At 66.7% G+C, this 13,268-nt stretch carries 5 protein-coding genes and 4 pseudogenes; 2 read left to right on the forward strand and 7 right to left on the reverse strand.

Translation table 11 applies throughout. The features are described from left to right. Both JDV09_RS00005 and JDV09_RS00010 read right to left on the reverse strand, forming a co-directional pair. Positions 1 to 128, reverse strand: a pseudogene (locus tag JDV09_RS00005) (IS5 family transposase); the annotation flags it as partial. A 1,011-nt stretch (positions 129 to 1,139) separates the two neighbouring features. Further along, a pseudogene (locus tag JDV09_RS00010) lies at positions 1,140 to 1,361 on the reverse strand (type II toxin-antitoxin system antitoxin MazE5); the annotation flags it as partial. A gap of 114 nt (positions 1,362 to 1,475) precedes the next feature. Here JDV09_RS00010 and JDV09_RS00015 point away from each other — a divergent pair. Together JDV09_RS00015 and JDV09_RS00020 are read left to right on the forward strand one after the other, a co-directional pair. Then, a complete protein-coding gene (locus tag JDV09_RS00015; protein ID WP_221367062.1) occupies positions 1,476 to 2,738 on the forward strand; it encodes a cation:proton antiporter in 1,263 nt (420 codons plus the stop codon). A 1,029-nt stretch (positions 2,739 to 3,767) separates the two neighbouring features. Beyond that, positions 3,768 to 5,113 (forward strand): annotated as a pseudogene (locus tag JDV09_RS00020) (PE-PPE domain-containing protein). Position 5,114: 1 nt separating this feature from the next. Here the strand turns inward: JDV09_RS00020 and JDV09_RS27620 are convergent. From JDV09_RS27620 to JDV09_RS00045, 5 genes and pseudogenes are all read right to left on the reverse strand, one after another. Then, positions 5,115 to 8,057 (reverse strand): annotated as a pseudogene (locus JDV09_RS27620) (ATP-binding protein); the annotation flags it as partial. Positions 8,058 to 8,267: 210 nt separating this feature from the next. Next, positions 8,268 to 9,128 (reverse strand): Rieske 2Fe-2S domain-containing protein, encoded by an 861-nt coding sequence (locus tag JDV09_RS00030; RefSeq protein WP_221367063.1) that lies wholly within the window; start codon positions 9,126 to 9,128, stop codon positions 8,268 to 8,270. Positions 9,129 to 9,333: 205 nt separating this feature from the next. Further along, positions 9,334 to 10,785, reverse strand: coding sequence for an aldehyde dehydrogenase family protein (locus JDV09_RS00035; RefSeq protein ID WP_221367064.1), 1,452 nt, complete (start codon positions 10,783 to 10,785; stop codon positions 9,334 to 9,336). A 31-nt stretch (positions 10,786 to 10,816) separates the two neighbouring features. Then, positions 10,817 to 12,262: an aldehyde dehydrogenase family protein gene (locus tag JDV09_RS00040; protein WP_221367065.1), complete on the reverse strand. Its 1,446-nt coding sequence runs from the start codon at positions 12,260 to 12,262 to the stop codon at positions 10,817 to 10,819. Positions 12,263 to 12,528: 266 nt separating this feature from the next. After that, positions 12,529 to 13,245, reverse strand: coding sequence for a GntR family transcriptional regulator (locus tag JDV09_RS00045; protein ID WP_221367066.1), 717 nt, complete (start codon positions 13,243 to 13,245; stop codon positions 12,529 to 12,531). Positions 13,246 to 13,268 lie beyond the last annotated feature (23 nt).

Genomic DNA, 13,268 nt, shown 5'->3' on the forward strand with positions numbered 1-13,268 from the left:
CGCCACGCGATCCCTTCCAAGATCAACCGGTGATCGCTGAATCTGTTGCCCCGCTTACCTACATCCGAGGGCATAACCGACTCGACGGCCGACCAGAACCCATCAGAAATCACACCCATCCGCGTCACGGTCACAATCGTCGCCGGTCAAGGCGCGAATATTACGGAGACACGCCCTAATGACGAGAGCCGCCGCGATACAGCGCGGCGGCTCTCGCAACATGGTTGTCGGCCGTTCCCGGTCCAGCCAACACCACGTCAGAGGGTGTTCCTGGCGATCGAATATCGCTCATTGTCTATTGGCCGTTCGTGACCGCGTTCGCAGGCGTACGGCCTGACCGCCTTCACGGCCCGTACAGCCCGCCGCGAGGCGTGCCCTCTGGGGTTCTGTTCGTCACGGCACCGGCCCTTGAACCCCGGGCGGGCAAGGCGAGGGAAGGACGAAGCCGTAGCACCAGCCCGGCGGGATGGGTGGCGGAGGCCTGAACCCCTGGCCCGGCGGCGGCCCGGGCGGATTCGGTCCGTCCCAGACGTTTTGGGCTACATTGCCCTGCCCGTGATACACCATCCAGTATTCGTGGCAGATGTTGGTATCCCACACGACGGGGTTGAATTTCTTGTTCCCGGTCTCCACCGGCGGATCGCCCGGGCACCAGGTATAGGGGCCGGACGGCGGGACCTGTGCGTGGGCGGCGCCGGCGGACAGTCCCAATCCGGCAAACGCTACGCCGGCGGACATCAGCGCACCGGCCACGAGCAATCGGTGCTTGTGAGGGGGGTTCATCTGGTGTTCTTTCCGTTTGTGCGCCGCATCGGTCGGCGCTGTGTGGCAAATGTATGCGGGCCGGGCCTGCTACCGATCCCAAATTGTCAACCTCGCCCGCAGGTGATGGGCACCCTGACGACCGATGACTCGGGCCAGCGCCGCATCTCCACCACATGGTCACGACGGATCTTGATGGCATTGCCCTGCGCAGGGGCTGCCCCCATTCGCCGTTCGCTGGCCCAGGTGGTGTTTGGAGGTCAGCCCCAGGCGAGTTCGGGGCTCATCGGCGTCGGGTACTCGCACCTCACTATTGACCATTTGCCAGAGACCTCTTCACGTGCCGGAAGTGCGCTCATGAAGCTCCGGCCGCCCAGCCACGACGCCAGATCGCCCCGCTCGTCGGGCTCATCAACCGGGTGCCTGCCGTAGGCCGCACAGCTGGCATCCACCTCGGCCGATCGATGACGAGCGAGCAAAGCCCCGAGAGCCTCATCGATGAGCGCTGCGTCGGTGAGGCCTGCTCGCGCGTCGCATGCACTGTTCAACAGCTCGGCATCGACGGTGGTGCTGAGGCGTATGCGATTCATGCCACAACTACGTCACGCCCTGGGCAACCGCCCGTACACGTTCTGGCGCGCTGAACCGAGCAATCCGCGACGCGTTGTGCACTGTAGCCCTCCCGGGACTCTCTCGCGGACTAAACTCGGCGCGTGACAGCGCCTTTGATCGCGGTGATGGCGGGACTGGTACTCGTTTACGCCCTGCTCGCCAAGCGCTTCAGTAACGTCAACATCACCGCGCCGCTGTTGAGCGTTGTCGCCGGGACCGTGGTGTTCTCGCTGACCGAGCCGGGATTCGACACTTCGGCGCTGCAGACGGTCGCCGAACTGGCATTGGTGATCGTGCTGTTCCACGATGCGTCAACCGTCAAGCTGGCTCAACTCAGGCACGATCCCGGCATCGCCCTTCGGCTCTTGCTCATCGGGTTTCCGTTGGCGCTGGTGGCGACGTTCTTGCTGACCCGGGAACTGCTGCCCACCTTGGGGGTGGCGGGCGCCTGGCTGCTGGCTGCCGCGGTGACACCGACGGACGCCGGCCTGGGTGCGCCGACTGTGCTGAATCCCGTTGTGCCCGTCCGAATCCGGCGCGGCCTGAACGTTGAGAGCGGCCTCAACGATGGCCTGGCAACACCAATCGTGCTGCTCGCGCTTTCCGTACTGGCCGCTGAGGAGCGCGTCGTCGAACCGTCGATTCTGCAGGTCGGCGCGGTGCCAGTGGTGATGGCCGTGCTCTGCGCGGTGGTCCTGGGGCTTGCGTCGGCATGGCTGATGGACCGCTCGCGCACCAGGCAATTCAGCGGCCGCCGGGGCCGAGAGATCGCGACGCTGGTGCTGCCGCTGCTGATCTTCGGTCTCGGCGAGGTGGTGGGCGCGAACACGTTCATCGCTGCATTTGTCGGTGGAATGGTGTTCGGCGCAGCCAGCACCACCCTCGACGAAGAGCCCGACACCGCGCAGCTTCTCGAAGTCGCCTCGGATCTGCTGGGCTTCGTGGTGTGGTTCTTCGCCGGGGCGCTCGTCGTTGCGGTCTTCGCGGACGGCTTCCGGTGGCAGTGGCTGGTGCTCGCCGTCGCCGCCCTCACCGTCCTTCGGCTCGTACCCGTTTTCATCGCACTGATCGGTACCGGCTACCGATGGCCCACGGTGGCGTTTCTCGGATGGTTCGGCCCGCGGGGACTGGCGACGATCGTGTTCGGTCTGTTGTCGTTGGACGAACTCGGCAGTGACTCCCCGGTGATCACCACACTGGGCGGTGTCATCATGCTCACCGTGCTGCTCAGCGTTTTCGCCCACGGGGTCAGCGCGGCGCCGTTGTCCACCCGCTACGGCCGTTGGGTGGCGCGGACTCAGCCGCCCGTCGAGGGCCGAAGCTCCGTGGAGCCCATGCCATCCCGTGGCCACAGCAGGCATTGAACTGGTCGCGACGGCGTTGGCGATCAGCCACGGGTGGCTGCAGTGGGCGGGCTCTGTCCAGCTGATGGAGACCTCGACGGAGACCGCCGCCGCCCCGATGGCGGTGAGCGCCCGGTTCCTCGCGTTCACCGAGCCGGCCAGCCACCCATCACCCCCACAGGTGGCCGCTTCGGATCAGGATGAGGGCCACGATGAGCGCTCCTGCCGCATCGGCATCCTCCGGCCAGGGAAGTCGCCAAAACACGAAATGGGGGAATCACCTGCAGGATCACCAGTGCGCGGCACTGATGACGGATTGAGCCCCCGGCGCGGTTGCCGGACGGGGCGGGCGGCCACGGGATCTCACCGGTTCGCCCAGCGGCGCGAGCCGGCGACACGCCGGCATCGTTGTCGTTTGTCGCGTCCGCCTCCACATCCCGTGGACGAGGTTTCAACACGGTCGGGTCGCTCCGCCCTGACGCGCACGTTCCCGGCGATGGTGTCATCACCGACGCCGGCCCGTCGTCACCCGGTGTTCCGAGCCCGATGTCCATACACAACCGACGGGTACGAGTCAGTATCGAGTGCTTCACCGTTTCAATCGTGTCCGCTGGTGGGCTCCGCACGGGCGATGCAGCGGACCCCGCGATTCGCTGGCGAGATTGCAGTAGCGCACTACTGGGTTCCCCGGCATCGCAGGCGAGCAGGATTCCCGTTGCGGAACGCGACACCGGATGCGTTGGGACCCAGGGGAGGGCGGACGATGCTTCTCGCAAGACGCATTGGTCGGGCGATAGCGCCGGGATTGCCCAATGTTGGGAGACACGCCGCGTGTGTGACGGTGTCGATCGGCGTCGCGGTGTCGGTGGTGATGGCTACCCTCTGTCGGGGTCGCCGGCGGTACGACTGTCCGCCGACACGACCGCGTTGGTCCTGTGCGGGACCACCTGCCCGATGCCCGACGAATTCTGGGTCGACTCCATCAAGGACCAGTTCATCGCGCCGACGCACCCGGGCCAGGACATGAACTACGTCAGCGTGACGGCCCCCATGGAGTTTTGGCCCCTGACCGGGGTCTTCCGCGTCCTCGGGCTCGCGCTCGGGCCTTCGAGCATCTGGGGGCCCGGCGGCCCGGGTTGGCCGGATGAGCCGTGGTGGAAACTCTCGGGGTTCTTCGACCTCACCGCCGATCGATCGCTGCAGGGAGGGGTCGCCGACCTGGAGGCGGCGATGGCCGAGAACGGCAACGACCATCTGGTGATCTACGGCAACTCGCAGGGCGCGGGCATCGCGAACGTGGTGAAGAAGAAGCTCGCCGATCAGTACCCGGCGGGAACCGCAGCCCCCGACATCGACTTCGTCCTGGGTGGTGACCCGAATCTGCCCAACGGCGGACTGATGTCCCGGTTTCCGGGTCTCTACATTCCGATCGTCAATCTCACGTTCAACGGCCCCGCATCGACCGACACCCCGTTCAAGACGGTCGAGATCAACCAGCGCTTCGACGGGTTCGCCGATTTCCCGCTGTATCCGCTCAATCTCATCGCCGACCTGAACGCGGTCTTGGGCTTCGTCTACGTGCACATGTACGGCTTGGACCTCAGCCTGCCCCCCGATCCGGAGACGTCCCCGGCGTTCCAGGGCACCCACGGCGACACCAGTTACTACTTTTTGACACCCCGGACCTGCCGTTGTTCGGACCACCGCGCACGCTGGGGGTGCCCGAGCCGCTGATCGACGTGTTCGAGCCGTTCTTCCGGGTGCTGGTGGAACTGGGCTACGACCGCAGTATCCCGGCGTGGGAGCCCACCCCGGCCCGACTGATCCCCAGAATCAATCTGGTGAAGCTCGCCACCTATCTGGTCTACGCGATCGGCGAGGGTATCAACAACGCCCTGGCTCTCGTCGGGCTGCCGCCGCTGCTGAAGCTTCCCGCGCCGGTCAAACACGCGGCACCAACCATCGCAGCCGTCGAGGCAGAAGGCACTGAGACCGGCCTCTCCGACCGGGTGATGTCGAGCCTCCCATCCCCGTCCGAGCACGTGACGCCAACGGAGGCGGTGACACGGGCTGACCGGCCGGCCGAAACCGAGCAGTTGGGTTCGATGGAACCCGCTACCGAATGTGGACCGGAATCGACGGACACTGCGCCGCCGACGAGTGAGGTGGCAGAATCCACCGGGGCGGACGAATTGCCGGCCGAGGCGTACGAATTGCCCTCTGGTGAGGATGAATTGCCCGTCGGTGAGGATGATGTGTCGACGGGACACCCGGCGGCCGGTGTTCCCACGGCTCCGGAGGTGGCCGACTCGACCTCCGAACCAACGGCGGAGCCCGCCGAGGGACCGTGGTCAGTCGGCGACTCATCTGGCGGCGATGCGGGCGATTCGGATTGATCTACACGCGGCTATCGAGCATCGCCTGGGCCCACGCGATGTGCCCTTCGTAGCCAAGCGATTCCGCCATTTCGCGGTACCGACCCAGCAGGTCCGGGAAGGTGGCCTCGTCGTCGTGTGCCCGGGCCAGCAGCGTACGCAGCCGCAGGAGCATGATTTCGCGCAGCACCGAACCGTCGTCCACCCACAGGGCCGCCACCTCGTCGATCACCCCTTGGGCTTCGATCAGATCGCCCGGGGTGCCACGCTCCAGCAGCGTCTCCACCAGAACGCCGGTGCCCCAAACGCCGTAGAAGAGATCTCCTGCCTGGCGCAGTTCGTCGACGGCTTGGCGCATCACCGATACGGCAGTGTCGAGGCCGCCGCGCCGGGCCGTTTCCCGAGCCACCCACACGTCGGTGACCGGGATGAGAAACAGGGCGCGCTTGCGCAGCCATATGTCGCGGGTCTGCATCATCAACTCGAGCCCGCGGCGACGGTCGGCCGCCGCGTCTCGATTGAGCAGACCGACAGCCAACGCGTATCCGGCCAGGCCCAGTGCGCGATCGCTGCTGGCCCGTTGAGCGGTCTGCACCGCTTCCTCGCACGCGTGTACCGCGGAGTCACTGGTCCGGAGCACCCCGTACTGCATCGCGAAACCATAGGTCCAGGCGACGGCACCGGAGAGGGTCTCCGGGTTGCTTCGTCGGGCCATCGCGACGGCGTCGTGGATGTCTTGGCGCCATCCTGGACGACCCAGCCACCACCGAGCAGTGCCCCGCCATGCCAACGCGATCGCCAGCGGTGAGCCCATTCCGAAGCCGGCGCCTTTTGCGGGGTCACCATCGGCCAGTTCGACGATGGTCTGCGACCATTGCAAGATCTCGCCGAATTCACCGACACAGAGCCAGTTGACGAACGCGATGAACGCCAATCCCATGATCGTGGTGGGATCGGCGATGGATTCCAGCAACGCCATCTGTTCGCTCGCCAGTCGGGCCCCCTCACGCGCGCGCCCGGCGTAGAGAAGCTCGGTGGCCAGCGCGGTCATGCCGATGGCCAGCGAGAGCTTGTCCCGGATGCAGCGCACAACTCCCGCAGCTCCTGGAAGCGGATCCCGCTTTCCTGAACCTCTCGTGCCTGCCAGTCGGTGGCGCACAGCATGGTCCGGGGGGCGATGCGCATCGACAGCTGGTCGGGATCGTCGGCAGGCAGCGCATCGGCGATGCGGCGTGCCCGTTCCCAGCTGAGCCGGGCCGCGACGAGATCGCGGTCGGCCGACCATGCGCCCGCGCGCATGTGCCAACCGTAGGCGGCGTGCAGATCGCCGGCGGCTTCGCGATGTTCGGCGATCAGCGCCGCATTCTCCTCGACCGACTCCGGTGCGCGCTGTTCGATCGCGGCGGCCAGGCGCCGGTGCCATTCGGCGCGATCGGATTTCAGCTGTGACTCGTAGGCCACCGCGCGGATCAACGGATGCCGGAACGCATACTCGGCGCTGGGAGTGAACCGCACCTGATCGATCAGCTCTGCGCCGAGCAGCTCGTCGAACACCGCATCGATACCCAACGCGGACAGCAGCTCCGCCTCGAAGCGGTTTCCGATCACCGACGCCGCGTTCAACGTCGGCCTGGCCAGGGGGCTCAGCCGGTCGATGCGCGCGTCGATGGCTGCCGCCACCGTGGCCGGTACGCTCACGTCGGCGACCTCTGCGCGACACGCATAGCCACCGCGTTCGCCGGCCAGCACCCCGCGCTGGACCATGTCACGCACCATCTCCTCGGCAAAAAACGGGTTCCCCGCGGCACGGTCGGCGATGACCGCGGCCAGTTCACCCATCGAAGGATCCGGCCCCAGCAGCTCTTCCAGCAGCGTGTTGATGTCTGAATCGCCCAGTGAGTGAAGCGCTATCGTCTGTGCGCCCGGCACCTGCAGCAGCGCACCCTGATACTCAGGGCGCGAGGTGATCAGCACCATCGATGCTGCGTGCGGGACCACCGCCAGGAAATCCGCCAACATCGACTCGCTGACCGCATCGATCCAGTGCGCATCCTCGATGATGAACAACGCCGGTTTGCTTCGGGCCAGCGCTCGCACGTTGTTCAGCGCGGTCAACCGGCGCCGCCGCACTTCCGGATCCACCTGGGGCAGTGGTACGCCCGGGTCGGCGATCCCCAACAGGTCGTCCAGGAGCAGTAGATCCTGCGGGTCGGCGTCCGGAATCTGCTCCCGGACCCTCTCGCGGGCCGCTGGACTGTCGAGATCGGATACGTCTGTGCTCGCCCGCAGAAGCCTGGTGACGGCATGGAACGGGATGTCACGGGCGTGTGATTCGCAGAAGCCCCACACGACGTCAATCCCGCGACGGGCGGTCGAGGCGGCGAACTCTCGGGCCAAACGGCTCTTGCCGATGCCCGGCGGTCCCGTCACATTCATCACGCCACCGCGCCGACCGATCGCGCGCTCCAGCATCGCGTCGAGGGCGGCCAGTTCCCGGTGCCGGCCGACCAGGCTCGCCTCGGTGCGCCTGGCCACGTCGTCGCGCGGGACGATCGACAGCAGCCGTTGGGCGCGAACCTGCTGGCCGGCGCCTTTGATGGGCACCCACTCCTGGTCGGCCAATACCGCGGTGTGCTCGACCAGTCGCGCGGTCGCCTCCGAAAGGATCACCCCGCCCGGGGGCGCCACCGATTCCATCCGTCGGGCAAACCCCACCGTCTCGCCCGTCGCGGCGTATCTGGGCGATCCCGGCCCGACCTCACCGGCGATCACACGGCCCGAATGCAGGCCCACCCGCAACTGCAGCACGACGCCATCGCGGCGCTGAACCTCGGCCGCCAACCCGCTGATTTCGTCCTGGATGGCCAGCGCGGCAAGGCATGCCCGGAAGGCATGATCCTCCAACGCAACCGGCGCGCCGAACAACACCATCACCCCCGTCGCCGGTGTACTCCACGGTGCCGCCGCCAAGACAGCGCGCCACCGTCCCCGCCGGCACCCACGTCGCCTATCGTTTCACTGTCAATCCCTCGATGTCCGACATATCGCCGTCGTCTTCGACACCGACTTGAGCAGCTCGGGTGCCACCTGTCGACCTTTCGGGCGGCGGGTGCTGCAGAAACGTCGTTCGACCACACAGGCCGCTCCCGCGCTGGATGGGGTTGCCCGTTCTCCGCTACCCGGTCGCGACCTGGCTCTCGGCTCGCGCTTCCTGTTGGGTGAGTGAGACAAGGCGATGCTTCCAGCCGCCGGGGTCGCTGCCCTCCGCCGGCGCGATCTCGGCCGAAGAGAGCGGGCCCCGTTCCGCGTCTGCGATCTCAACGGCGGACCTGACCTTGCCCAGGGCGGCCTTCACCGCGGTGGCCGCGGTTGCTGCGTCGCTTCCCGCTTCGCCGCGGGTCCACACCACCGACGCGACCAGTGATGACCGTCCGTCGACGGGGGCGCAGGTAAGCAGGGCGTGCCGTTCCGCGCCATCCTCGGCCGGCAACACGCGATGGATGACGAACGGCATCTCGGTCCAGACGCTGCCGCATTCCGAATCGGGTTGGGCAAGAGCTGCGTCCATGATCCTAGCCGCATTGGCATGCCACACCGATACTTCGCAGTGCCCACTGCGGTTGTCCTCATCGTCGGGTCCCGCCAGCTCGACGACGGGAGCCTGCGGTTCACCGAGACATACCCAGACCAGCCCGTGCCGCTCGGTGCACGGGTGGGTCTGGAGATGGGCGTTCTCTGTGATGGGCAAGCCGGAGGGCTTGAAGACGCACCGGCCCGCGTCGCCGAAAGTCCAACCATGCTTCGCGCAGACCAGGCGTCCTTCATCTACTGAACCCTTGCTCAGTGGCCTCCTGCTGTGGGTGCATCGGTCGGGAGCGGCCACTACTGCGCCGCTGGGACTGCGCCACAGAACCAGATCGTTGCCCAGCAGGCGCACGGCCACAGGACCGGCTTGAATCTGGTCGGCGCAGGCCACGGCCAGCCACTGGCCACGGAGGGGCCCAGATGCACTGAAGAGTGTTGCTGCATTGGTCATGTCGGACTACCTCTCTTGTTGCCGCGATGCGATGCTTGCGTGTGTTGCAGCGCGCGACCATCGCGGTACACCGCGCGGCGAGATCGTTTCGATTGCCCACCCCGTCACGTTCCGGCGCTGCCGAATCGGAAGGGTCGGCGGGCAAGTTCCCTGTTGCGCAACGGAAGCCGATGTGGTCGCCACATCGGCGTCCGGCGTTGTTGCACTACATCCCGATGTAGTTGTCGGTGATCGTCTTGTATTGGGTGTACTGCGAGAGACCGAACTCGCCGCCGAACTCCTGGCCGACGCCACTTTCCTTGTAGCCGCCGAACGGCCCGTCCACGGTCATGCTGCCGAGATTGTGGCTGTTGATCCACGTCGCGCCTGCCTCCAGCCGCGAGCCGACGGCGGCTGCTCGCTCGAAGTCCCGCGACCAGACCGAGCTGGCCAGTCCGTAGGGACTGTCGTTCGCCCGACGCACGGCCTCCTCGACGTCGGCGAACTTCATCACCGGCAGGACGGGGCCCATCTGTTCACAGCTGACAACGGTGGCATCGTCGGGCGGGTTCAGCACGATGTGCGGCAGCAGGAAGAAGCCGCCGGCGGGATCGGTGTCGTCGGCGTAGGACCCCAACTCGACGACGTCGAGGCCGGCGTCCCGGGTCGCTGCGAGCAAGCCCTTGACCTTGTTGAACTGGCGCTCGTTGTTCAGCGGGCCCATCGTGACGTCGGGGCGCGAGCCGTCGCCCACCACCATCTGACCGATCGTCGACCGCAGCTTGTCGACGAGCTCGTCGTAGCGCGACTCGTGGACATAGAGCCGCTTGATGGCGAAGCAGATCTGCCCGGAGGCCGCGAACGCTCCGTTCACGATGCGCTTGACGGCCTGCTCGTCGAGCTCGGCATCATCGAGCACGAGCGCGGCATCGTTGCCGCCGAGCTCCAGCGTGACCGAGGCCAGATGCGATGCGGCATCGGCCATCACCGCCTTGCCGGTTTCGGTGCTCCCGACGAAGGCGACCTTGCGAACGCGGGGGTCCTTCACGAGGGCGGCGCCCACCTCGGGCCCGAACCCCGACACGACGTTCAGGACGCCGGGCGGGAACACCGAGGCCACCGCCGCCAGGCACTCGAGGGTGGCGAGCGGCGCGAACTCGGGAACCTTGACGACGACGGTGTTGCCGGCCATCAGCGCCGGGCCGATCTTTCCGCACGCGAGTCCGACCGGGAAGTTCCACGGAATGATCGCCGCACACACCCCGATCGGCTGCTTCTGCACGCGAAGCCGGCGGTTCCCGTCATCGAGCACCTGTTCGGCCAGCCACTCGGCGTGTGGCGCATAGTATCCGAGGGTCATGGCCGCGATCTGGAAGTCGATGAAGGACTCCAGGAGGGTCTTGCCGTTCTCGGCGGTCAGCAGCGACATCAGTTCGTTGCCGCGTTCGTTGGCCACGGCGGAGGCCTGCATGAGCAGTTCTCCCCGCTGGGTGGGGGAGGTGTCCCGCCAGGCCGGGAACGCGTCGGCCGCAGCCTGGACGGCGCCGGCCGCGTGGGCGGCTGAGCCGTTGGGGAAACGGCCGACGATCGTCTCGAGGTTCGCGGGGTTGGGGACGTCGATCCGATCATCGCTGGTGGCGGGCTTGCCACCGATGGTCATCGTCGGCTCGATGGGCACATGGCCCCCTTTCTGTTTGGCCGAGACCCGGTCACAGCTGGGTATAGGTGTTGGTGATGGCTTGCAGCTGCGTGTAGCCCTCGAGTGCTTCCTGGGACATCTCGTAGCCGTGACCGCTCTGTTTGGCGCCGCCCGCCGGGGCGTCGGGATGCAGCGCGAAAAGGCTGTGCCCGTTGATGAACGTCATGCCGGCTTCCATGCGGTCAGCCACCGAGAAGGCGCGATCGCGGTCCGACGACCACACCGATGCGCCCAACCCATACTCGGTGCCGTTGGCCCGAGTGACGGCCTCCTCATCCGAAGAGAACTTCATGACGGGCAGGATCGGGGCCATCTGCTCGGTCGCGACGACCTTCATTTCGTCCGGGGGGTCGAGGACGAGGTGGGGCAGCAGGAAGTAGCCGTCCTCGACGTCGGTTCCGTCGGCGTAGGAGCCCAGTTGCACGCAGTCGGCGTCCCTCTTGGTCTCTGCGAGGAGCTTGGTCACCTTGTCGTACTGGCGCGCGTTGTTGATCGGCCCCATGGTCACCTCGGGCCGGGCGCCGTCGCCGACCACGATCTTGTCGACGGCGACGCTGAGCCGGTCCACCAGTTCGTCGTAGCGGCTCTCATGCACGTAGAGCCGTTTGATGTCGATGCAGATCTGGCCGCTGTACATGAAGGCGCCGGTGACGATTCGCCCGATCGCCTCGTCGGACAGATCGACGTCGTCGAGGAGCACCGCCGCGTCGTTGCCGCCGAGCTCGAGGGTCAGGCGAGCGAGATGGCCCGAGGCGTCGGCCATGATCTGCCGGCCCGTCTCGGTACTGCCGGTGAAGGCGATCTTGCGCACCTTGGGATGCGTCACGAGCGCCCGACCCACTTCGGGGCCGTATCCGGACACGATGTTGAGCACGCCCGGCGGCAACAGCGCGGCCATCTCGCCGAGCGCCCGCAGGGTCGTCAACGGGGCGAATTCGGGGACCTTGATGATGAGGGTGTTGCCCGCCAGCAGCGCCGGGCCGACCTTCAGGCTCGCCAGCGTAAGGGGGAAATTCCACGGGACGATCCCGACGCAGACCCCGAGTGGTTGCTTGCGCACGACGAGGCGGCCGCGCTCGTCGTCGACCACGCGGTCCTGCGTCCACTCGGGATGCGACGCGTAGACCGAGATCGCCTCACCGCCCATCGCGATGTCGATCACCGCTTCGCGCAAGAGCTTGCCGTTCTCGGCGGTCAGCAGGCTGACCCACTCATCGCGCGGTTGGGCGAGCAGCGCGCCCGCTTGGGCCAGCAGCGCTGCCCGCTCGGCCACCGGCGTCGCCCGCCAGTCCGGAAACGCCGACGAGGCCGCCTCGACCGCCTGCTCGACATGCTCGATGGTGCCTTGTGGGTAGCGGCCGACCACCGCGCTCAAATGGGCCGGATTGGGCACGCTCACCCACTCGTCGCCGGTGACCGGCTTCCCGCCGATCGTCATGTGCCCTTCATACGTCATCCGATTGGATCCTCCTTTGGGCGCCCGCAGGGCTTCGCATGAGTCCGTAGATAGAATACTTTATCATATTTGTCGGCGAGGTCCAGAGCGCGATCAGCGGATGTGGAGGTGCTTGTGCCGGGGTGCGGCGAACGGGGTGGTAGCTGCGGGCAGGGGAGTGACCGTCGGGCTCTGCTGCGGATTCGGCTACCCGGCGAAGCGCCCGGGGTGCCCGCCGGGCCGGCGCACCCGACGCGAGCGCGGGCCGGGCGTGGGTGCGGGTCTGGTCAGCCGACGGCTGCTGCGGCTTCGGCGTCGGTCCAGTAGCCGCGCGCGCGCAGCTCCTCGATGGTGATTCTTGCGCAGGTGCGCAGGTGCTCCTCGGTGGCCTTGGCCGCGGCCTCGGCGTCGTGATTCTCGAGGGCGGTCAGAACCCGCTCCCGGTAGACCGTCTCGGTTGCCGGCCAGCGGGAGGTGTTGAAGTAGAAGTCGTTCGGCAACGCCAGCGCCAGGAACTGCAGCGTCCGGAGCAACCGCTCAGATGTTCCCATGTGATTGATGATTCGGTAGAACTCGAAGGTCAAGCTGAGCCGGTTGGACAAATCCTGCGTTGTGGTGGCTTCGGTGTGGAGCTGCTGCAGGTGTCGTAGCTGTTCCCGGGTGATCAGTTTGGCTGCCCGCTGCGCAGTCAAGCCGAACAGCAGGCTGGTCATCTCGAAGTGGTCTTCGATGTCTTGGACCGTGAGCTTGGCGACGAACGCGCCGCGCCGAGGGATCGACTCGACAAAGCCTCTCGACGTGAGCTCGATGAGCGCCTCTCTGACGGGAAGTCGGCTGATCCCGAGTTCGTCGGCAATCTGGTCCTGATCGACCTTGGTGCCGGGAGCCAGGCTGCCGGATATGACGCCGTCGCGGATGTAGTCCGACGCCATCTCCTTGAGGCTCTGGTGATTGCGGCGTCCACCGAACCGGGCCGATCGGGTATCGCCATCGGGAGTGAACATATGCGATACGCCTTCCGGATACG

It is taken from the genome of Mycolicibacterium xanthum, from assembly GCF_019710635.1.
GTDB lineage: Bacteria > Actinomycetota > Actinomycetes > Mycobacteriales > Mycobacteriaceae > Mycobacterium > Mycobacterium xanthum.